Source organism: Sphingomonas liriopis (genome assembly GCF_024211255.1).
GTDB lineage: Bacteria > Pseudomonadota > Alphaproteobacteria > Sphingomonadales > Sphingomonadaceae > Sphingomonas > Sphingomonas liriopis.
On sequence record NZ_JAMLDY010000012.1, the window covers coordinates 24844 to 45649 of the forward strand.

Annotated in this window: 30 protein-coding genes; 29 read left to right on the forward strand and 1 reads right to left on the reverse strand. The window is 65.8% G+C overall.

The window, feature by feature from the left end; translation table 11 throughout:
• Window positions 1-280: 280 nt before the first annotated feature.
• Complete coding sequence (locus tag M9979_RS11000) at window positions 281-913, reverse strand: hypothetical protein (protein WP_254289408.1); 633 nt, start codon at window positions 911-913, stop codon at window positions 281-283.
• Window positions 914-1156: 243 nt separating this feature from the next.
• Here M9979_RS11000 and rpsL point away from each other — a divergent pair, with 243 nt between their 5' ends.
• The 29 genes from rpsL (at window position 1157) to M9979_RS11145 (ending at window position 20786) form a co-directional block, all read left to right on the forward strand.
• Complete coding sequence (gene rpsL / locus M9979_RS11005; RefSeq protein WP_010185487.1) at window positions 1157-1528, forward strand: 30S ribosomal protein S12; 372 nt, start codon at window positions 1157-1159, stop codon at window positions 1526-1528.
• A 60-nt stretch (window positions 1529-1588) separates the two neighbouring features.
• Complete coding sequence (rpsG, locus tag M9979_RS11010) at window positions 1589-2059, forward strand: 30S ribosomal protein S7 (RefSeq protein WP_254289409.1); 471 nt, start codon at window positions 1589-1591, stop codon at window positions 2057-2059.
• Window positions 2060-2143: 84 nt separating this feature from the next.
• Window positions 2144-4240, forward strand: coding sequence for an elongation factor G (gene fusA, locus M9979_RS11015; protein ID WP_254289410.1), 2097 nt, complete (start codon window positions 2144-2146; stop codon window positions 4238-4240).
• A 152-nt stretch (window positions 4241-4392) separates the two neighbouring features.
• Entirely contained in the window at window positions 4393-5586 is a 1194-nt protein-coding gene (tuf, locus tag M9979_RS11020; RefSeq protein ID WP_037534177.1) for an elongation factor Tu, read from the forward strand.
• A gap of 259 nt (window positions 5587-5845) precedes the next feature.
• A complete protein-coding gene (rpsJ, locus tag M9979_RS11025; RefSeq protein WP_007406109.1) occupies window positions 5846-6154 on the forward strand; it encodes a 30S ribosomal protein S10 in 309 nt (102 codons plus the stop codon).
• Window positions 6155-6441: 287 nt separating this feature from the next.
• Window positions 6442-7191 (forward strand): 50S ribosomal protein L3, encoded by a 750-nt coding sequence (rplC, locus tag M9979_RS11030; RefSeq protein WP_254289411.1) that lies wholly within the window; start codon window positions 6442-6444, stop codon window positions 7189-7191.
• A gap of 2 nt (window positions 7192-7193) precedes the next feature.
• Window positions 7194-7847: a 50S ribosomal protein L4 gene (gene rplD, locus M9979_RS11035; RefSeq protein WP_254289412.1), complete on the forward strand. Its 654-nt coding sequence runs from the start codon at window positions 7194-7196 to the stop codon at window positions 7845-7847.
• Window positions 7847-8158 (forward strand): 50S ribosomal protein L23, encoded by a 312-nt coding sequence (locus M9979_RS11040; protein WP_017979492.1) that lies wholly within the window; start codon window positions 7847-7849, stop codon window positions 8156-8158. Before rplD ends, M9979_RS11040 begins: the two co-directional genes overlap by 1 nt.
• A 5-nt stretch (window positions 8159-8163) precedes the next feature.
• The gene (gene rplB, locus M9979_RS11045) at window positions 8164-9003 is read left to right on the forward strand and encodes a 50S ribosomal protein L2 (protein ID WP_254289413.1); all 840 of its coding nucleotides are present in this window, start codon (window positions 8164-8166) and stop codon (window positions 9001-9003) included.
• Between the two features lie 3 nt (window positions 9004-9006).
• A complete protein-coding gene (gene rpsS, locus M9979_RS11050; RefSeq protein ID WP_254289414.1) occupies window positions 9007-9282 on the forward strand; it encodes a 30S ribosomal protein S19 in 276 nt (91 codons plus the stop codon).
• Window positions 9282-9659, forward strand: coding sequence for a 50S ribosomal protein L22 (rplV, locus tag M9979_RS11055; RefSeq protein WP_254289415.1), 378 nt, complete (start codon window positions 9282-9284; stop codon window positions 9657-9659). The genes rpsS and rplV overlap by 1 nt, the downstream gene beginning before the upstream one ends.
• The gene (gene rpsC, locus M9979_RS11060) at window positions 9659-10366 is read left to right on the forward strand and encodes a 30S ribosomal protein S3 (protein WP_037534164.1); all 708 of its coding nucleotides are present in this window, start codon (window positions 9659-9661) and stop codon (window positions 10364-10366) included. The genes rplV and rpsC overlap by 1 nt, the downstream gene beginning before the upstream one ends.
• Window positions 10367-10378: 12 nt before the next feature.
• Window positions 10379-10813, forward strand: a complete 435-nt coding sequence (gene rplP / locus M9979_RS11065; protein WP_254289416.1) for a 50S ribosomal protein L16 — start codon at window positions 10379-10381, stop codon at window positions 10811-10813.
• 1 nt (window position 10814) lies between these two features.
• Complete coding sequence (gene rpmC, locus M9979_RS11070; RefSeq protein ID WP_254289417.1) at window positions 10815-11018, forward strand: 50S ribosomal protein L29; 204 nt, start codon at window positions 10815-10817, stop codon at window positions 11016-11018.
• A 10-nt stretch (window positions 11019-11028) separates the two neighbouring features.
• Entirely contained in the window at window positions 11029-11301 is a 273-nt protein-coding gene (rpsQ, locus tag M9979_RS11075) for a 30S ribosomal protein S17 (RefSeq protein ID WP_037534161.1), read from the forward strand.
• A 164-nt stretch (window positions 11302-11465) separates the two neighbouring features.
• Window positions 11466-11834 (forward strand): 50S ribosomal protein L14, encoded by a 369-nt coding sequence (gene rplN / locus M9979_RS11080; RefSeq protein ID WP_017979484.1) that lies wholly within the window; start codon window positions 11466-11468, stop codon window positions 11832-11834.
• Window positions 11834-12151 (forward strand): 50S ribosomal protein L24, encoded by a 318-nt coding sequence (gene rplX / locus M9979_RS11085; RefSeq protein WP_254289418.1) that lies wholly within the window; start codon window positions 11834-11836, stop codon window positions 12149-12151. Before rplN ends, rplX begins: the two co-directional genes overlap by 1 nt.
• On the forward strand, window positions 12144-12731 hold the full coding sequence (gene rplE, locus M9979_RS11090; protein WP_254289419.1) for a 50S ribosomal protein L5: 588 nt from the start codon (window positions 12144-12146) through the stop codon (window positions 12729-12731). The genes rplX and rplE overlap by 8 nt, the downstream gene beginning before the upstream one ends.
• A 41-nt stretch (window positions 12732-12772) precedes the next feature.
• The gene (gene rpsN, locus M9979_RS11095; protein WP_254289420.1) at window positions 12773-13078 is read left to right on the forward strand and encodes a 30S ribosomal protein S14; all 306 of its coding nucleotides are present in this window, start codon (window positions 12773-12775) and stop codon (window positions 13076-13078) included.
• Window positions 13079-13088: 10 nt separating this feature from the next.
• Window positions 13089-13484, forward strand: coding sequence for a 30S ribosomal protein S8 (rpsH, locus tag M9979_RS11100; RefSeq protein WP_037534152.1), 396 nt, complete (start codon window positions 13089-13091; stop codon window positions 13482-13484).
• Window positions 13484-14017, forward strand: coding sequence for a 50S ribosomal protein L6 (gene rplF / locus M9979_RS11105; protein ID WP_230629385.1), 534 nt, complete (start codon window positions 13484-13486; stop codon window positions 14015-14017). The genes rpsH and rplF overlap by 1 nt, the downstream gene beginning before the upstream one ends.
• A complete protein-coding gene (rplR, locus tag M9979_RS11110; RefSeq protein ID WP_254289421.1) occupies window positions 14017-14376 on the forward strand; it encodes a 50S ribosomal protein L18 in 360 nt (119 codons plus the stop codon). Before rplF ends, rplR begins: the two co-directional genes overlap by 1 nt.
• Before the next feature lie 2 nt (window positions 14377-14378).
• Window positions 14379-15155 (forward strand): 30S ribosomal protein S5, encoded by a 777-nt coding sequence (gene rpsE, locus M9979_RS11115; RefSeq protein ID WP_254289422.1) that lies wholly within the window; start codon window positions 14379-14381, stop codon window positions 15153-15155.
• 5 nt (window positions 15156-15160) lie between these two features.
• A complete protein-coding gene (rpmD, locus tag M9979_RS11120; protein ID WP_230629390.1) occupies window positions 15161-15337 on the forward strand; it encodes a 50S ribosomal protein L30 in 177 nt (58 codons plus the stop codon).
• 147 nt (window positions 15338-15484) lie between these two features.
• A complete protein-coding gene (gene rplO, locus M9979_RS11125; protein ID WP_254289423.1) occupies window positions 15485-16027 on the forward strand; it encodes a 50S ribosomal protein L15 in 543 nt (180 codons plus the stop codon).
• Window positions 16028-16281: 254 nt separating this feature from the next.
• The gene (gene secY, locus M9979_RS11130) at window positions 16282-17646 is read left to right on the forward strand and encodes a preprotein translocase subunit SecY (protein ID WP_254289424.1); all 1365 of its coding nucleotides are present in this window, start codon (window positions 16282-16284) and stop codon (window positions 17644-17646) included.
• Window positions 17647-17677: 31 nt separating this feature from the next.
• Window positions 17678-18322, forward strand: coding sequence for an adenylate kinase (locus M9979_RS11135; protein ID WP_254289425.1), 645 nt, complete (start codon window positions 17678-17680; stop codon window positions 18320-18322).
• A gap of 381 nt (window positions 18323-18703) precedes the next feature.
• On the forward strand, window positions 18704-19399 hold the full coding sequence (locus tag M9979_RS11140) for a response regulator transcription factor (RefSeq protein ID WP_340689065.1): 696 nt from the start codon (window positions 18704-18706) through the stop codon (window positions 19397-19399).
• Window positions 19400-19448: 49 nt separating this feature from the next.
• Window positions 19449-20786 carry a sensor histidine kinase gene (locus M9979_RS11145; protein WP_254289427.1) on the forward strand — a complete coding sequence of 446 codons (1338 nt, stop codon included), beginning with the start codon at window positions 19449-19451 and terminating at the stop codon, window positions 20784-20786.
• The last annotated feature ends 20 nt before the right edge of the window (window positions 20787-20806 follow it).

The following is a 20806-nucleotide window of genomic DNA, read 5'->3' on the forward strand; positions in this document are numbered from 1 at the left end:
CGCCCCCCCCCACCGTTCGTGCCGAGCTTGTCGAAGCACTGGTCTCCACGAGAACCGTCGCCGCTCGTGAAAGCCAGCCCTTCGACAGGCTCAGGGTGAACGGGTGTGGTGTGGCGCTCGAGCCGCCGGCGGACCGTAAGCTTGCCGCTGACGATGCTTGGAAACCGGCTTTGGGGCCACACGGCTTCAAAGCCGGTTCGTGCTGAGCTTGTCGAAGCACCTGTTACCGCAAGCGACGCCCTCGATCGTGGGGACTGAACAGCACGAACGGGAGCGGCATTCAGGCCGCCAACCCGACGATGCGGCGGTAGGCGGCGTTGTCGTTCGCTGCGCGCAGGCAGGGTGCGGCGGGCAGGGGGAGTGCCACGATCATCACGATGAACCCGATCGCGCCGACCGGCAGCGGTACGAACGCCGCCAGCATGAGAGTCGCCAATCGCGCTTCGGCGAACAGTGCGCCGGGCGGCAGGATCGAGGCGCGCGCGCCGATCCAGGCGGCGATCCCGGCGCCGAATGCGACGATCAGGCCGAGGCTGGCGGGCCATGTCCCGGCCAGCGTCGCGAGGTTGGGCAGGGTCGCCAGCGGAGCGGACCACGGCAACGCGAACGCCACCAGTGCCGCGGCCAATACGGCGACCGGCATGTGCCGCGCCCCACGCTGGCGAATCGCCAGTCCCGCGCAAAGTGGCGCAAGCAACAACCCGACCGGCGCGAGTCCGACCGACAGCCCCGCAGCGATCAGCATGTCGCGCGTCCGCCGCTCGTGCGCGGCGCACAGTGCCGCTACCGAGGCGAGCAGCGCCAGCATGTCGCTCCACCGCCCGCCCGGCAGCAACCCGGCGAGCAGCGCCGCCGCGGCCAGCGCGGCCATCGGCAGGACGGGGGAGGGGGCGGGCCGAAGCGGGTAGGACATCGCCGCCTGATGCACCCGCGCCCGTTGCATCCGGGTTAAGGGACGCCCCGTTGACCGCGCAGGCGACTCTGCGTATAGGCCCGCCCGGTCCGTCGGAGCGATCCGGTGGACATGCTTGAACATTGCTGGATGCAAAAGTCGTGGGGCCGGGGTGACGTGTGTCGTCGCCTACGTCCCTTTTTGTATTCCGAAGTGCTGTGAAGGCTCCAGCAAAGTAACCCACTTAATTGAGGTGAAGGCTTCATGCCGACGATCAACCAGCTGGTCCGCAAGGGCCGCGACCCGCAGAAGGCCAAGTCCAAGGTCCCCGCGATGGAGCAGAACCCGCAGAAGCGCGGCGTCTGCACACGCGTCTACACGACGACCCCGAAGAAGCCGAACTCGGCGCTGCGCAAGGTGGCCAAGGTCCGCCTGACCAACAGCCGCGAAGTCATCAGCTACATTCCGGGTGAAGGCCACAACCTGCAGGAGCACTCGGTGGTCCTGATCCGCGGCGGCCGTGTGCGCGACCTTCCCGGCGTTCGCTACCACGTCCTGCGCGGCGTGCTCGATACGCAGGGCGTCAAGGATCGCCGCCAGTCCCGCTCCAAGTACGGCGCCAAGCGTCCGAAGTAAGCCGGTCGGCCTTCCACGCGGAGGCTCGCCCAACAGGCTGAAGTTAGAAAGGTTTTTGAAATGGCACGTCGTCGTCGCCCGGAAAAGCGTATCATCCTCCCCGATCCCAAGTTCGGTGATGAGGTCCTCTCGAAGTTCATGAATTCGGTCATGCTCGACGGCAAGAAGTCCGTCGCCGAACTGATCGTCTACGGTGCCCTGGAAACCGTCGAGCAGCGCGCCAAGCGCGAGCCGATCGGCGTGTTCCATGACGCGCTCAACAACATCAAGCCCGGCATCGAGGTGCGTTCGCGCCGCGTCGGTGGTGCGACCTACCAGGTCCCCGTCGAGGTCCGCCCGGAGCGCGCCCAGGCGCTGGCGATCCGCTGGCTGATCACGGCCGCGCGTGCGCGCAGCGAGAACACCATGTCGGCGCGCCTGTCGGGCGAGCTGATGGATGCCGCCAACAACCGCGGCAACGCGGTGAAGAAGCGCGAAGACACGCATCGCATGGCCGAAGCCAACCGCGCCTTCAGCCACTACCGCTGGTAAGGCTTGGAAGCCTCGACCTTCTGACCTATATCGTGGGGAGCCGGCGGAAGCTGCGCTCCCCACATCTCTAAGGAAACCACGATCATGGCCCGCAGCCATCCGCTCGATCGCTATCGCAACATCGGCATCATGGCGCATATCGACGCCGGCAAGACGACGACGACCGAGCGTATCCTCTATTACACCGGCAAGTCCTACAAGATCGGCGAAGTGCACGAAGGCACCGCGACGATGGATTGGATGGAGCAGGAGCAGGAGCGCGGGATCACGATCACGTCGGCTGCGACGACGTGCTTCTGGTCGGCCGACGAGGGCAAGGGCCCCGAGCACCGCATCAACATCATCGACACCCCCGGCCACGTCGACTTCACGATCGAAGTCGAGCGTTCGCTGCGCGTGCTCGACGGTGCGGTCGCGTGCTTCGACGGCGTCGCCGGCGTCGAGCCGCAGTCGGAAACCGTGTGGCGTCAGGCCGACAAGTACGGCGTGCCGCGCATGTGCTTCGTCAACAAGCTCGACCGCACCGGCGCCGACTTCTATTTCTGCGTCAACTCGATCATCGAGCGCCTCGGCGCGCGTCCGGCGGTCCTGTATCTGCCGATCGGTATCGAGGGCGGCTTCAAGGGCCTCGTCGACCTGGTCAACAACCGCGCGATCATCTGGCTCGAGGAGTCGCTGGGCGCGAAGTTCGAATATCAGGACATCCCGGCGGACATGGCCGAAAAGGCCGCCAAGTACCGCAGCGAGCTGATCGAGATGGCCGTCGAGCAGGACGATGCGCTGATGGAGGCGTATCTCGAGGGCAACGAGCCGTCGGTCGCCGACCTCAAGAAGCTGATCCGCAAGGGCACGCTCGAGATGGCGTTCGTGCCGATCGTCTGCGGTTCGGCATTCAAGAACAAGGGCGTGCAGCCGCTGCTCGACGCCGTCGTCGACTATCTGCCGAGCCCGCTCGACGTTCCCGCCATCAAGGGCGTGAAGCTCGACGGCGAGACGCCGGACGAGCGTCCGTCGTCGGACACCGAGCCGTTCTCGGCGCTGGCGTTCAAGATCATGAACGATCCGTTCGTTGGTACGCTGACCTTCGCCCGCATCTATTCGGGCAAGCTGGAGACCGCGTCGCAGGTCACCAACTCGGTGAAGGACAAGAAGGAAAAGGTCGGCCGCATGCTGCTGATGCATGCGAACAGCCGTGAGGACATCCAGGAAGCCTATGCCGGCGACATCGTCGCGCTCGCGGGCCTCAAGGATACCACCACGGGTGACACGCTCTGCGCGATGAACGCGCCCATCATCCTCGAGCGGATGGAATTCCCCGAGCCGGTGATCGAGCTGTCGGTGGAGCCCAAGACCAAGGCCGACCAGGAGAAGATGGGCGTCGCGCTCAATCGTCTCGCGCGCGAGGACCCGTCGTTCCGCGTGTCGTCGGATGCCGAATCGGGCCAGACCATCATCAAGGGGATGGGCGAACTCCACCTCGAGATCCTGGTCGACCGCATGAAGCGCGAGTTCAAGGTCGAGGCGAACGTTGGCGCGCCGCAGGTGGCGTATCGCGAATACCTTAAGAAGCCGGTCGACATCGACTACACGCACAAGAAGCAGTCGGGCGGCACCGGCCAGTTCGGCCGCGTCAAGGTCAAGCTGACGCCGGGCGAGCGCGGTTCGGGCTTCGTCTTCAAGGACGAGATCAAGGGCGGTAACATTCCGAAGGAATATATCCCCGCGATCGAGAAGGGTTTCCGCGAGACCGCGGAGACGGGGTCGCTGGTCGGCTTCCCGATCATCGACTTCGAAGTCCTAGTCTATGACGGCGCGTACCACGACGTCGACTCGTCGGCGCTGGCGTTCGAAATCTGTGCCCGTGGCGCGATGCGCGAAGCGGCCCAGAAGTCGGGTATCACGCTGCTCGAGCCGGTCATGAAGGTCGAGGTCGTCACCCCGGAGGATTATCTGGGCGACGTCATCGGCGACATGAACAGCCGTCGCGGCCAGATCCAGGGCACCGACAGCCGCGGCAACGCGCAGACGGTCGAGGCGATGGTGCCGCTGGCCAACATGTTCGGCTATGTGAACGCGCTCCGCTCGTTCACGCAGGGCCGTGCGCAATACTCGATGCAGTTCTCGCACTATGACGAAGTGCCGCAGAACGTTGCTGACGAGGTTAAGGCCAAATTGGCGTGAGGCATGCGGGGCCGAGGTAACTCGGTCCCGAATGCTGGAAGACCAGCTTCCCTGTGTAGGCGGAGAGGGGCTGGCGTTACCGATCATCAACCGCTACAGGGCCGCGTTCGCGTAGCCCGGGCGGCACCGAATTCGAATCAGAAGGTAGGAAAATGGCTAAGGCAAAATTCGAGCGGAACAAGCCGCACCTCAACATCGGCACCATCGGTCACGTCGACCATGGCAAGACGTCGCTGACCGCGGCGATCACCAAGGTGCTGGCAGAGACGACCGGCGGCACCGCGGTCGATTTCGCCAACATCGACAAGGCTCCCGAAGAGCGCGAGCGCGGCATCACCATCTCGACCGCGCACGTCGAGTATGAGACGACGAACCGCCACTATGCGCACGTCGATTGCCCGGGCCACGCCGATTATGTGAAGAACATGATCACCGGCGCCGCGCAGATGGACGGCGCGATCCTGGTCGTGTCGGCGACCGACGGCCCGATGCCGCAGACCCGCGAGCACATCCTGCTCGCCCGTCAGGTCGGCGTGCCGGCGATGGTCGTGTTCATGAACAAGGTCGATCTGGTCGACGACGAGGAAATCCTCGAGCTGGTCGAGCTGGAAATCCGCGAGCTGCTCAGCTCGTACGAATTCCCGGGCGACGACATTCCCATCATCAAGGGTTCGGCGACCTGCGCGCTGTCGGGTTCGAACGACAAGTTCGGCAAGGACGCGGTCACCGAGCTGATGCAGGCGGTCGACGACTACATCCCGCAGCCCGAGCGTCCGCTCGACAAGCCGTTCATGATGCCGATCGAGGACGTGTTCTCGATCTCGGGTCGCGGCACGGTCGTCACCGGCCGCGTCGAGACCGGCATCGTCAAGGTCGGTGAGGAAGTCGAGATCGTCGGCATCCACCCGACCGTCCGCAAGACCACGGTCACCGGCGTCGAGATGTTCCGCAAGCTGCTCGACCAGGGCCAGGCCGGCGACAACGTCGGCGCGCTGATCCGCGGCGTCGCCCGCGACGAGGTCGAGCGTGGCCAGGTGCTCTGCAAGCCGGGCTCGATCAAGCCGCACACCGACTTCCAGTCGGAAGTGTACGTGCTGTCGAAGGAAGAGGGTGGCCGTCACACGCCGTTCTTCGCCAACTATCGTCCGCAGTTCTACTTCCGCACCACGGACGTGACCGGCACTGTCGAGCTGCCCGAGGGCACCGAGATGGTGATGCCGGGCGACAACATCGCCCTCGGCATCAAGCTGATCGCGCCGATCGCCATGGACGTCGGCCAGCGCTTCACCATCCGTGAGGGCGGTCGTACCGTCGGCGCGGGCGTCGTGAGCGGCATCGACAAGTAAGATAACGGATCGGCGCTTCGGCGCCGGCCCGGAACGACAGCGGCCCGGCTCTCCCAAAAAAGGAGAGTCGGGCCGTTGCCTTTTAATGAGGGCTCCTTTAAGGGCGCCCCTCCAGTTTTACTGAGTTGCGGCTCTTTCTCGTCGCCCCCGCTTTTGTGTGGGGGGTCTCATCCCGCCGGTCCAGCACCAGCGGCGCGAGTCCTTCGTTTTGCGCGAAGGAGACGGCCGGGGTCGTGCTCGCATCGCATCGGTAGGGATCATGGACAGCAACATCCGCATTCGCCTCAAGGCGTTCGATCATCGCGTGCTCGACCAGGCGACCGGCGACATCGCCGACACCGCGCGTCGTACCGGCGCGCTCATCCGCGGTCCGATTCCGCTGCCCACGCGCATCGAGAAGTTCACCGTCAACCGCGGCCCGCACATCGACAAGAAGAGCCGCGAGCAGTTCGAGGTGCGCACCTACAAGCGCATGCTCGACATCGTGCAGCCGACCCCGCAGACGGTCGATGCGCTGATGAAGCTCGACCTCGCCGCAGGCGTTGACGTCGAGATCAAGCTGGCGTAATGGCCCGCATCCCGCGGTCGACGTCGAGTCCCGCGGGTTTGCTGTTTCCGCCACGGTGGAACGGCCGGTTTGGGAACTCCGCATCGCGGAGCACCTGACAGATACGAGATACCGCCGGCCCCTCGGGGTCGGGCCAGCGTCTCCCGTCATGTTCCCGGCAACGGGGACGACCAGCCCGGGACGGGGCGACGTAGATACAACACGGGTTGGATGGCGTCCTTTCGGGGGCGTCGCAAGCACGTCGGGGAATGGTCCCGGGCGTGCCTCTGTCAAAGGAGTGCAGGGTCATGCGTACTGGCGTGATCGCGAAGAAAATGGGGATGACCCGCCTGTTCCAGGATGATGGCCGCCACGTGCCGGTCACCGTCCTGCAGCTCGAAGGCTTGCAGGTCATTTCCCGTCGCGAAATGGATCGTGATGGCTATACCGCCGTCCAGCTCGGTGCTGGCGTCGCCAAGGCCAAGAATGTCGCCAAGCCGCAGCGCGGCCACTTCGGCAAGGCCGAAGTCGAGCCCAAGGCGGTCGTCGCCGAATTCCGCGTGACCGAGGACAACCTCCTCGACGTCGGCGCGGAGATTTCGGCTGAGCATTTCGTCGCAGGCCAACTGGTCGATATCCAGGGTCGTACCCAGGGTAAGGGCTTCGCCGGCGGCATGAAGCGCTGGAACTTCGGCGGTCTGCGCGCGACGCACGGCGTCTCGGTCTCGCACCGTTCGCTTGGGTCCACCGGTCAGCGCCAGGATCCGGGTCGCGTCTTCAAGAACAAGAAGATGGCCGGCCACATGGGCGACAAATACCGCACGCAGCAGAACCTCGAGGTCGTCGGTACCGACGCCGAGCGCGGTCTGATCTTCGTGAAGGGTTCGGTCCCCGGCTCGAAGGGCGGCTGGCTGTTCGTCAAGGACGCGGTCAAGGTCAAGGCGCATGCCGAGGCTCCCTATCCCGCCAGCCTGAAGCAGGCTGCCAACAGCAACACCGCAGCCGACACGCCCGTTGAGACGAGCGCGCCGGAAGCGACCGACGGCCAGGAGGGCTGAACGTGAAGGTCAAGATTCAATCCTTCGCCGGCACCCCAGGGGACTCCGGCGCGGCGGACGTCGAGCTCAACGACGAGGTCTTCGGCCTCGATCCGCGCGCCGACATCCTGCACCGCGTGGTCACCTGGCAGCTCGAGAAGCGTCGCGAGACGGCACGTGGCACGCGCGAGCGCGCCGACGTCGCCCGCACCGGCAAGAAGTTCGGTCGCCAGAAGGGCGGCGGTACGGCACGTCACGGCGATCGCCGCGCTCCCGTCTTCATCGGCGGTGGTAAGGCTCACGGCGCCCGCGTCCGCGACTTCAATCCGGGTCTCAACAAGAAGATCCGCGCGCTGGGCCTGAAGATGGCGCTGTCAAGCCATGCCAAGGCCGGCTCGCTGATCGTCATGGACAGCATCGCGGTCGAGAACAACAAGACGAAGACGCTGGTCGGCGATCTCGCCAAGCTCGGCTTCGGCAAGTCGGCGCTGGTCATCGACGGCGACGCCGTCGAGACGAGCTTCGCGCTCGCCGCGGGCAACCTGCACGGCATCAACGTGCTGCCGTCGGCCGGTGCCAACGTCTACGACATCCTGAAGGCTGACACGCTGGTGCTGACCCGCGCGGCGGTCGAGAAGCTGGAGGCGCGCTTCGCCCTCCCGGGAGGGGCCAACTAATGGCTAAGCAGCAGAAGGCCGTCGACAACCGTCACTATGACGTGATCGTCGCGCCGCACATCACCGAAAAGGCGACCTTGCTCTCCGAGCATAACGCCGTCGTGTTCAAGGTCGCGGGCGACGCGACCAAGCCGCAGATCAAGGCTGCCGTTGAGGCTCTCTTCGACGTCACCGTGACCGGCGTGAACACGATCGTCCAGAAGGGCAAGACCAAGAAGTGGAAGGGCGCTCCTTACCAGCGCTCCGACATGAAGAAGGCCATTGTCACCCTGAAGGACGGCCAGTCCATCGACGTGACGACGGGGATCTAAGGGTCATGGCACTCAAGCATTATAATCCGACGACGCCCGCGCAGCGCGGCCTCGTCCTCGTCGACAAGTCGTCGCTCTGGAAGGGCAAGCCCGTCAAGGCGCTGACCGAGGGCAAGCGCAAGTCGGGCGGCCGCAACAACAAGGGTCATGTGACCAGCCGCGGCATCGCGGGCGGTCACAAGCAGAAGTACCGCTACGTCGACTTCAAGCGTCGCAAGTGGGACGTCGAAGGCACCGTCGAGCGGCTCGAGTACGATCCCAACCGCACCGCGTTCATCGCGCTGGTGAAGTATGCCGACGAAGAGCTGGCCTACATCATCGCGCCGCAGCGTCTGGCGCCGGGCGACAAGGTCCTCGCGGCCAAGAAGACCGACACCAAGCCGGGCAACGCCATGGAGCTGGGCCAGGTCCCCGTCGGCACCATCGTCCACAACGTGGAGATGAAGCCGGGCAAGGGTGGCCAGATCGCCCGTTCGGCCGGCACCTATGTGCAGGTCGTCGGTCGTGACCGCGGCATGGTCATCGTCCGCCTCAACTCGGGCGAGCAGCGCTACATCCGTGGCGAGTGCATGGCGACGGTCGGTGCGGTGTCGAACCCGGACAACCAGAACCAGAACCTCGGCAAGGCCGGGCGTTCGCGCTGGATGGGCAAGCGTCCGCTAACCCGCGGCGTCGCCAAGAACCCGGTCGACCATCCGCACGGCGGTGGCGAAGGCCGGACCTCGGGCGGCCGTCATCCGGTTACCCCGTGGGGCAAGCCGACCAAGGGTGCGCGCACCCGTCACAATAAGTCGACCGACAAGATGATCATCCGGTCGCGTCATTCGACCAAGAGGAAGGGCTAACCCATGGCTCGTTCAGTCTGGAAGGGCCCGTTCGTCGAACTGAGCCTTCTGAAGAAGGCGGAAACCGCGCAGGACAGCGGTGGCCGCGCGCCGATCAAGACCTGGTCGCGTCGTTCCACCATCCTGCCGACGTTCGTCGGCCTCACGTTCAACGTCTACAACGGCCGCAAGTTCGTGCCGGTGTCGGTCAATGAAGACATGGTCGGCATGAAGCTGGGTGAATTCGCGCCGACGCGCTACTTCCCCGGCCACGCCGCCGACAAGAAGGGCAAGCGCTGATGAGCAAGCCAGTCTCCCCCCGCAAGGTCGGTGATAAGGAAGCGCTGTCGGTCGGCACGCAGATCCGTGGTTCGGCGCAGAAGCTGAACCTGGTCGCCGCGCTGATCCGCAACAAGCCGGTCGGCGATGCGATGAACATCCTCGCCTTCTCGACGAAGGCGATGGCGGTCGATGCGCGCAAGGTGCTGGCCTCGGCCATCGCCAATGCCGAGAACAACCACAACCTCGACGTCGACGCGCTCGTCGTCGCCGAGGCGTCGGTCGGCAAGTCGATCACCATGAAGCGCTTCGCGACCCGCGGCCGTGGCAAATCCACCCGCATCCTGAAGCCGTTCAGCCGTCTGCGCATCGTCGTGCGCGAGCAGGAAGAAGCATAATGGGTCACAAGAGCAACCCCATCGGCATGCGTCTCCAGATCAACCGGACCTGGGACAGCCGCTGGTTCGCCGAGGGCCATGATTATGGCCAGCTGCTGCTGGAGGATCTGAAGATCCGCGCCTTCATCATGAAGACGCTGCCGCAGGCCGCCATCTCCAAGGTCGTCATCGAGCGTCCGGCCAAGCTGTGCCGCATCTCGATCTTCGCTGCCCGTCCCGGTGTCATCATCGGCAAGAAGGGCTCGGACATCGAGAAGCTGCGCAAGACGATCGGCGCGATGACCAAGTCCGACGTGTCGCTGAACATCGTCGAGATCCGCAAGCCGGAGATCGACGCGAAGCTGGTCGCGCAGGGTATCGCCGACCAGCTCGAGCGTCGTATCGCCTTCCGCCGCGCCATGAAGCGTGCGGTGCAGTCGGCGATGCGCCTGGGTGCCGACGGCATCCGCGTCGCCTGCGGCGGTCGCCTCGGCGGCGCCGAGATCGCACGTTCGGAGAGCTATCGCGAAGGTCGCGTTCCGCTGCACACGCTGCGCGCGAACATCGACTATGCCGAGGCCCAGGCACACACGTCCTATGGCGTGTGCGGCGTGAAGGTCTGGGTCTTCAAGGGCGAGATCCTCGGCCATGACCCGATGGCGCAGGACCGGCTGATGATGGAAGCACAGACTTCCGGCGTCCGTCCGGCCCGCGACGACCGTCGTTAAGGGGCAACAGACATGCTGCAACCGAAAAAGACCAAGTTCCGCAAGGCCTTCAAGGGCCGCATCCATGGCGACGCCAAGGGTGGCACCACGCTCAACTTCGGGTCGTACGGCCTGAAGGCGATGGAGCCGGAGCGGATCACCGCCCGCCAGATCGAGGCGGCCCGCCGCGCGATCACGCGCCACATCCGCCGTCAGGGCCGGTTGTGGATCCGCATCTTCCCGGACGTCCCCGTCTCGTCGAAGCCGGCCGAAGTCCGCATGGGCTCGGGCAAGGGTTCGCCGGAATTCTGGGCCGCCCGCGTCAAGCCGGGTCGGATCCTGTTCGAGCTGGACGGCGTCGAGGGCAAGATCGCCGCGGAGGCGTTCGAGCGCGCCGCGATGAAGCTGCCGATCAAAGTCAAGGTCGTCGCCCGCCTGGGTGACACCAGCCACCTCGGAGGCGAGTAAGATGGCCAAGAGTGATTTCGTCAGCCAGAGCGACGATCAGTTGAGCGAGAACCTCGGCAACCTGAAGCGCGAACAGTTCAACCTCCGCTTCCAGGCAGCGACGAACCAGCTGGAAAAGCCCAGCCGCGTCAAGGAAGTCCGTCGCGACATCGCGCGGATCAAGACCCTCCAGGCGCAGCGCACCAGCGCCGCGGCTGCCAAGTAAGGAACATCAGATGCCGAAGCGCGTGCTGACCGGACTGATCGTGTCCGACAAGGGCGACAAGACGGTGGTCGTGAACGTGGAGCGCAAGGTCAAGCACCCGCTCTACGGCAAGATCATCCGTCGCTCGAAGAAGTACCACGCCCATGACGAGGCGAACGAGTACAAGCAGGGCGAGACCGTGCGCATCGAAGAGACTGCGCCGATCTCGAAGCTGAAGACCTGGAAGGTCGTCGATCGGGTCAACACCCACGCGACGCCCGAGCGGGTCGACGTCGACGCATGATTTCGCCGCCGGCTGCGGCCGGCGGATGAACAGGGCAGGGCTTGCGTCCTGCCAGCGGAGTGGTTACAGGGCCGCTCCCCCGGTGCAGTCCGCTGCGCCGGGGTCGTTATTTTTAGGCGGGGCTGGGTCGGTATCCACCCCATAGACGAGAAGGAAATGGATCGATGATCCAGATGCAATCCAATCTCGACGTCGCTGACAACAGCGGCGCGAAGCGGGTGCAGTGCATCAAGGTGCTGGGCGGCTCGAAGCGTCGCACGGCATCGGTCGGCGACATCATTGTCGTGTCGATCAAGGAAGCACAGCCCCGCGGCAAGGTGAAGAAGGGTGACGTGCATCGCGCCGTCATCGTCCGCACCGCCAAGGACATCCACCGTGCCGATGGCTCGACCATCCGCTTCGACGGCAACGCTGCCGTCCTGGTCAACAAGAACGAGGAGCCGATCGGCACCCGTATCTTCGGCCCGGTCGTGCGCGAGCTGCGTGGCAAGAAGCACATGAAGATCATCAGCCTTGCGCCGGAGGTGCTGTAATGGCCGCCGCGAAGATCAAGAAGGGTGACCGCGTCGTCGTCCTGTCCGGCAAGGACAAGGGCAAGACCGGCACCGTGACGCTGTCGATGCCAAAGGACGGCAAGGTCGTGGTCGAGGGCGTCAACGTCGCCACCCGCCACAGGAAGCCGACCCAGGCGAACCCGCAGGGTGGTCTCGAGAAGATCGAAGCGCCGCTGCACGTCTCGAAGGTCGCGCACGTGACCGCCGACGGCAAGCCGACCCGCGTCCGTTTCGAGACGCAGGATGGCAAGAAGGTCCGCGTGGCCGTCAAGACCGGAGACAAGATCGATGGCTGATGCAGCTTACAAGCCCCGCATGAAGGGCATCTACGAAGAGACGATCATCAAGGCGATGGTCGAGAAGTTCGGCTACAAGAACGTCAACGAGATCCCGCGTCTGGACAAGATCGTCCTGAACATGGGTGTCGGCGAGGCGACGCAGGACAAGAAGCGCGTCGACCAGGCCGCGTCCGAGATGGAGCTGATCGCCGGCCAGAAGCCGGTCATCACGAAGGCGAAGAAGTCGATCGCGCAGTTCAAGCTGCGCGAGGGCATGCCGATCGGCGTGAAGGTCACCCTTCGCCGCGAGCGCATGTACGAGTTCCTGGACCGCTTCATCACGATCGCGCTGCCGCGCGTCCGCGATTTTCGTGGCCTGAACCCGAAGTCGTTCGACGGCCGCGGCAACTATGCCTGCGGCATCAAGGAGCAGATCGTGTTCCCCGAGATCAACTATGACCGCATCGACAAGGTGCGCGGCATGGACGTGATCGTCACCACCACCGCGAAGACCGACGACGAGGCGCGCGAGCTGCTCCGTCTGTTCGGTTTCCCGTTCCCTCAGCCCGAGGCTGAGCAGCAGAAGCAGGCCGCGTGAGCGGTCTGGCTTCCCTGAAGTAAGGAAGAGAGCTTAAGTCCATGGCGAAACTGAGTTCGATCAACAAGAATGAGCGTCGCAAGAAGCTCGTCAAGCAGTATGCTCCCAAGTGGGCGAAGCTGAAGGCGGCGGCGAACGACCAGAGCCTCGACGAGAGCGAGCGTCTGATCGCCCGCCTCAAGATGGCGGAACTGCCGCGCAATTCGAACCCGACCCGGATCCGCAACCGTTGCGAGATCACCGGTCGTCCGCGCGCTTATTACCGCAAGTTCCGCCTCGCCCGCGTGATGCTCCGCGATCTTGCCAACAAGGGCATGATCCCCGGTCTCACCAAGTCGAGCTGGTAAGGATCATACAATGGCAGTGACCGATCCCCTGGGTGACCTGCTCACCCGCATCCGCAACGGCCAGCGCGCGAAGAAGGACTCCGTCCTGTCGCCCGCGTCGAAGCTGCGCATCCGCGTGCTCGACGTGCTGCAGCGCGAAGGCTATATCCGTGGCTACAGCGACGAACAGATGGGCCCGGCCGCCGGCGTCCGCATCGAGCTGAAGTATTTCGAGGGCCAGCCGGCGATCAAGCACGTCGCGCGCGTCTCGAAGCCCGGCCGCCGCGTCTATTCCGGTTCGCAGGAATTGCCCCGCGTCCGCAACGGCCTCGGCATCACCATCGTCTCGACGCCTCGCGGTGTTCTGTCCGACGCGGAAGCGCGCGAGCAGAACGTCGGCGGCGAAGTCCTTGCGGAGGTCTTCTGATGAGCCGCATCGGTAAGAAGCCGGTTCCCGTACCGGCCGGCGTGACGCCGTCGATCGACAAGGGCATCATCAGCGTGAAGGGTCCCAAGGGCACCCTGACCATGCCGATGCGCGACGAGATCAGCTATACGATCGAGGACGGCGGCATTTCGGTGCAGCCGGCCAACGACACCAAGCGCGCGCGCGCCTTCTGGGGCATGCAGCGTACGATGGTGCAGAATCTGGTGACCGGCGTGACCGACGGCTTCACCAAGAAGCTGCTCATCACCGGCGTCGGCTATCGTGCCGCGGCGCAGGGCCGCAACCTCAAGCTGCAGCTCGGCTACAGCCACGACGTCAATATCGACGTGCCGGAAGGCATCGAGGTGAAGACGCCTGACGCGACCACGGTCGAGATCAGCGGCTCCGACAAGCAGAAGGTCGGCCAGCTGGCCGCCGAGATCCGTCAGTGGCGCAAGCCCGAGCCGTACAAGGGCAAGGGCATCAAGTACGACGGCGAGTTCATCTTCCGCAAGGAAGGGAAAAAGAAGTAATGAGCACCAAGGGTCTCTCTCTTTTCGCGAAGCGCCGTCGGCGCAATCGTACCGCGCTGAAGGCGCGTGCCGGCACCCGTCCGCGGCTGTCGGTGCATCGTTCGGGCAAGCACATCTATGCCCAAGTGATCGACGACGTCGCCGGCAAGACCGTCGCGTCGGCCTCCACCCTGGAGAAGGACGTGCGCGACACGTCGGGCGCCAACATCGCGGCAGCGACCGCGGTCGGCACCCGCGTGGCGGAAGCGGCGAAGGCGGCGGGCGTGACGCAGGTCGTGTTCGATCGCGGCGGCTTCCTGTTCCACGGCCGTGTCAAGGCGCTGGCGGAAGCCGCGCGTGAAGCCGGATTGGAGTTCTAATAATGGCTGACGAGAACAACGTGCAGCCGGCAGCGGCTGAAGGCGCTCCCCAGGAGGCCGCTGCGGCGCCCCAGGGTGGCCAGCAGGGCGGTTACGGTGGCGGCGGTCGCGGCGGTCCTCCCCGCGGCGGTCGTGGTGGCGGCGGTGGCGGTCGTGGTCCCGGTGGCCCCGGCGGCAACCGTGGCGGTCGTGACGGCGGTCGCGGTCGCGACAACCGCGGTCGTGGTGGCCCCGGCCAGGACGACGGCGGCGAAGAGCTGATCGAGAAGCTGGTCCATATCAACCGCGTCTCGAAGACGGTGAAGGGCGGCAAGCGCTTCGGCTTCGCGGCGCTGGTCGTCGTGGGCGACGGCAAGGGCCGCGTCGGCTTTGGCCACGGCAAGGCGCGCGAAGTGCCGGAAGCCATCTCCAAGGCGACTGCGGCCGCGAAGAAGGCGATGGTCCGCGTTCCCCTGAAGGACGGCCGTACGCTGCATCACGACGGCAACGGCCACTTCGGTGCCGGTCGCGTGACGCTCCGTTCGGCGCCGCAGGGCACCGGCATCATCGCGGGTGGCCCGATGCGCGCCATCTTCGAATCGCTCGGCGTCGCCGACGTGGTGACCAAGTCGATCGGCACGTCCAACCCGTACAACATGATCCGTGCGACCTTCGAGGCCCTGGGCGAGCAGACCTCGCCCAAGGCGGTCGCGCAGCGTCGTGGCAAGAAGATCGCCGACCTGCTCGGCCGCGGTGGGTCGCAGACCGCCGAGGCGGACGCTGCGGCGCTCGTGGAGTAATCGACATGGCAACCGTCAAGATCAAGCAGACCGGCTCGCCGATCCGCCGGACCAAGGATCAGCGCGCGACGCTGATCGGTCTCGGCCTCAACAAGATGCACAAGGTCTCGGAGCTGGAAGACAGCCCCGAGGTCCGCGGAATGATCCGCAAGGTGCAGCATATGGTCGAGGTGCAGGGCTGACCCCTGCTCCGCCATCCCGGCTTTCGCCGGGGTGACGATCATAGTGACAAATACGGGGAAGGGGGCTAAGCGGCCCCCTTCCTTTTTCCAGTTTCCACAGCCCGGCGTTTGTCGGGAGCGCGACAAAAGCGAAAGCGAGTGCATATCATGAAGCTCAACGAACTCCGCGACAACCAGGGTGCCCGCAAGTCCAAGATCCGCGTCGGACGCGGTATCGGCTCGGGCAAGGGCAAGACCGGCGGCCGCGGCCAGAAGGGCCAGAAGAGCCGCGAGGGCGTCAGCATCGCCGGCTTCGAGGGCGGCCAGATGCCGCTCCACATGCGTCTGCCGAAGCGCGGCTTCAACAACATCTTCGCCAAGGATTATGCCGAGGTGAACACCGGCGCGATCCAGAAGGCGATCGATGCGGGCAAGCTGTCCGCCGAGGGCACGATCGATCAGGCGGCGCTGAAGGCGGCCGGCCTCGTCCGTGGCGGCAAGGACGGCGTCCGTCTGCTTGCCAAGGGCGAACTGACCACCAAGCTGGCGTTCCACGTCGCGGGCGCATCGGCTGGCGCGAAGGCGCAGGTCGAGAAGACCGGCGGCTCGCTCGATATCCCGGTCGTCGTTCCCGCCGCCGAAAAGGCCGCCGCCAAGAAGGGCGTGCAGTACAAGGCGCGCCAGGAAAAGAAGGCGTCGTTCAAGGCGTAAGCCGCTTTCCTCAATTCCTTCGTCATGCCGGACTTGTTCCGGCATCCACCGATCCGCAAGCGTCTTAGCCGGCGGGTACGCGGCGCGGTGGACCCCGGAACACGTCCGGGGTGACGAGGGAATTTGGGAAAGGTCGTCCCCGCACAAAGGACGAGCGAACACGCCGGACCGATTAGACAAGGCGCTCCCAGCGCCTATATGAGCGGCGGGGCGGTTCAAACGCATCCCGCCGTTTTTGTTTCCAGGATACACGCATGGCATCCGCAGCCGACCAGATGGCGCAAAGCATCAGCCTCGCGAAGTTCGCGCAGGCGACCGACCTCAAGAAGCGGCTGTGGTTCACGATCGGCGCGCTGATCGTCTTCCGGCTGCTGAGCTACGTGCCGCTGCCGGGGATCGACCCGACCGCGCTCGGCCTGCTGAGTCAGCGCACCACAGGCGGCGTGCTCGATTTCTTCAACACCTTCTCGGGCGGGTCGCTCAGCCGCATGTCGCTGATCGCGCTCGGCGTGATGCCCTATATCACCGCCTCGATCGTCGTGCAGCTGTCGACCTCGCTGTCGCCGCAGCTCGCCGCGATCAAGAAGGAAGGCGAATCGGGCCGCAAGAAGCTCAACCAGTACACCCGCTACGGCACCGTCGCGCTGACCGCGATCCAGGGCTATTTCATCGCCGTCGGGCTGGAGGCGCTCAGCGCCACCAACGGCGTCGCCGCGGTGATCGAGCCCGGCATGACCTTCCGCGTCGCCGCGGTCATCAGCCTCATCGGCGGCACGATGTTCCTGATGTGGCTGGGCGAGCAGATCACGAGCCGCGGGATCGGCAACGGCGTTTCCCTCATCATCATGGCGGGCATCGTCGCGCACCTGCCGACGACCTTGGTCAATCTGCTCGAGGGCGGCCGGTCGGGGTCGATCGACGCGGTGCGCCTGATCGGCATCATCATCGCGGTCGTCGCGCTGATCCTGTTCATCTGCTTCATGGAGCGCGCGCAGCGTCGCATCCTGATCCAGTATCCCAAGCGCCAGACGCAGCGCGGGATGCAGGCGGATCGCAGCCACCTGCCGCTCAAGATCAACACCGCGGGCGTCATCCCGCCGATCTTCGCCTCGTCGCTGCTGCTGATGCCGCTCACCATCTCGCAGTTCGCCGGACAGCGCGTCGCGGGCGAATCGAAGTGGGGCGATTTCATCATCACCCTCAACCAGTATCTGGCGCACGGGCAGCCGGTGTACATGGCGCTCTACGCCGCGGGCATCATCTTCTTCTCGTTCTTCTACACCGCCGTCGTCTTCAACCCCGAAGAGACCGCGGACAATCTGAAGCGCTATGGCGGGTTCATCCCCGGCATCCGCCCGGGCAAGAATACCGAGAACTATTTCGATTACGTCCTGACGCGCATCACCGTGATCGGTGCGGCGTATCTGACGATCATCTGCCTGTTGCCCGAATATCTGGTGTCGGCGCTGTCGATCCCCTTCTACCTTGGTGGGACTAGCCTGTTGATCGTGGTCAACGTAACGATGGACACGGTGACGCAGATCCAGAGCCACTTGCTGGCGCACCAGTACGGTGACCTCATCAAGAAGGCGAAGCTGAAGGGCGGGCGTCTCCGTTAAGCCTGATAACGAGCCAACAGGGAGTGCTCGCGTGAACATCATCCTTCTCGGGCCGCCGGGGGCGGGCAAGGGCACCCAGGCGCAGCGGCTGATGGCCACGCGCGGCATGGTGCAGCTGTCGACCGGCGACATGCTGCGCGCCGCGGTGAAGGCGGGTTCGCCCGTCGGGCTGCAAGCCAAGGCGGTGATGGAGGCGGGCGAGCTGGTTTCGGACGAGATCGTTTCGGCGCTGATTGGCGAGCGGCTCGACCAGGGCATCGGTGGCGGCGCGATCTTCGACGGCTATCCGCGCACCGCCGCGCAGGCCGAGGCGCTCGACCAGCTGCTCGAACAACGCGGGCTTAGCCTCGATCACGTCATCGAGCTGGAGGTCGACGAGGCCGCGCTGATCGAGCGCGTCGAGGGCCGCTACACCTGCGCCAAGTGCGGCGAGGGCTATCACGACCGCTTCAAGCACCCCAAGGTCGAGGGCGTCTGCGACGTCTGCGGCTCGACCGAGTTCAAGCGCCGTCCCGACGACAATGCCGAGACGGTGCGCACCCGCATGACCGAATACCGCGCCAAGACCGCACCGATTCTGCCGATCTACCAGACGCGCGGGCTGGTGCAGCAGGTCAACGGCATGGCGGATATCGACCATGTCAGCCAGGCGATCGCGACGATCCTGGACGGGTAGGCTTGGGCTGAAAGAGCGGGCACCCGTTCTAATCCGTCATCCCGGCGAACGCCGGGACCCATGGTGACAGTGAACACGCGGTGGCGCGCTGCCATCGGCCTATCGCGTCCATGGGTCCCGGCGTTCGCCGGGATGACGAACGTACAGCGTGGTCGAAATTTCGTGTCTCGTCCGACACATCTCACGACAACCATGACGCGTTTGTCATGTCGCGGTCATCGCCGCGCTACCCGCCATCGCCTATCCCCACATCACGGTCGAACCACGGCCGGCAGGTTTGCAAGATCGGTACCCGACACTCCCGGGGGTGCCGTAGGGGCCGGCGGAAGGGATGCTTTCCGCCGGCCTTTCCTGTAGATGACGAGGCATGAGCGAGACGCCGTGAGCCGCAAGATCCTGATCGTCGAGGATGACAGCTCGACCGCCGCCTATCTCGCCAAGGGCCTGGCCGAGGCCGGCTATGCGGTGGAAACCGCGCGCGACGGCCGCGACGGCCTGTTCCTCGCCAGCGAAGGCATCTTTGACCTCGTCATCGCCGACCGCATGCTGCCGGGGCTCGACGGCCTGTCGATGGTCAGCGCGATCCGTGCCGCGGGCATCGCGACGCCGGTGCTCGTCCTGTCCGCGCTCGCCACCGTCGACGATCGCGTCGACGGGCTGAAGGCGGGCGCCGACGATTACCTCTGCAAGCCCTTCTCCTTCGCCGAGCTGTCCGCGCGCATCGAGGCGCTGGTGCGCCGCTCCGACCGCGCCGCGACCGAGCCGACGCGGACGCGGCTCGCGGTCGGCGACCTCGAGATCGACCTGCTCGCCCGCGCCGTCACCCGCGCCGGCCGGACGATCCCGCTCGGCGCGCGCGAGTTCAACCTGCTCGAATTCCTCGCCCGCCATGCGGGCCAGGTCGTCACCCGCACGATGATGCTGGAGAAAATCTGGAACTATCATTTCGATCCGGGTTCGAACGTCGTCGACGTCCATATCGGCCGCCTGCGCCGCAAGCTGGAGGACGGTTTCGCCTCGCCGATCCTGCACACGGTGCGCGGCGCCGGATATCGGCTCGCCGCCGATCCCGCCTGACGGATCGCTTTTGGGCGCGCGTTTCGGCGGCGAGGCGATAAGACGGGGCATGCGCCTGTCCGTCACCGCTCGTATCGCGCTGCTGTCGATCACGCTGGCACTCGTATCGAACCTCGTCCTCGTCGGCTTCGTCTGGCGGCAGACCGATGCCGCGGTGATCGGCACCGTCCGGCGCGAGACGATCGAGCAATCCGATGCGATGCGCGCGATCTATCGCGTCGGCGGCTTGACCGCGGTGGCCGACGCGATCCGCCATGCCCGCGCGGCGGGCGACACCTCGCTGCTGCTCGCCATCCTGAACCGCGATGGCGCCCGCGTCGTCGGCTTCGCGCCGGCGCGGATCGCCATTCCGCTCGTCCCCAGCGCGTTCCGCGTCGCCGATATCGATGCGAGCGCGGCGACCAGCGACATCGGTTACTCGCTCCACCCGATCGGCGATCACTGGCTGCTCACCGGGCGCCGGCTCGACCTCGTCGAGGCGGAGCGGCGCGCGATCGAGGGCGCGCTGGCGGTCGCCGTGCTGCTGTCGCTCGTGCTGGGCGTCGGCGCGGGGCTGGTGCTGGCGCGCTACGTCGGGCTGCGGCTCAACCGCATCGCCGCGGTGATCGAGGCGGCGGGGGAGGGCGATCTTTCGCGCCGCGTGCCGGTCGCCCCCGCGCGCCGCGACGCGTTCGACCGGCTGGGGCATCAGCTCAACCTGATGCTCGGCAAGCTCGAACGCGTGATGGTCGAGCTGCGCGTCGTCACCGACAGCCTCGCGCACGACCTGCGCTCGCCGCTCGCGCGGCTCAGGACCAAGACCGAACAGGCGGTGCTGATCGCCGACCCGCAGGCGCGTGAGGCGGCGCTGGGCGGGCTGCTGGTCGAGACCGACCTCGTCATGCGGATGCTGACGATGGTGATCGAGATCAGCCGTTCCGAATCGGTGTCGCGCGACCGCTTCACGCTGGTCGAGCCCGCCGAACTGGTCGAGGAGATCGCCGACCTGTACGAACCGGTGGCGGAGGAGGCCGGGCTCGACTTCACCGTCGCGATCGACCCCGCGGCACCGGCGATGCGGCTGCACCGCGAATTGCTCAGCCAGGCGGTCAGCAACCTCATCGACAATGCGCTGAAGCATGCCGCCGGCGGGGGCGTGGTGACGCTGCGCCTGATTGCGCACCCGCGCGAGATCGCGATCCAGGTCGAGGATCGCGGCGCCGGCATCGCCGAGGCCGATCGCGCGCAGGCGCTCAAACGCTTCGGCCGGCTCGACGCGGCGCGTACCACGCCGGGGGCGGGGCTGGGCATGGCGCTGATCGAGGCGGTGGCGCGGCTGCACGACGGCCGGTTCGAGCTCGGCGACAATGCGCCCGGGCTGGTCGCGCGCATCGTCCTGCCGGTGTGAAGCGACGGGATTCGTCGCAT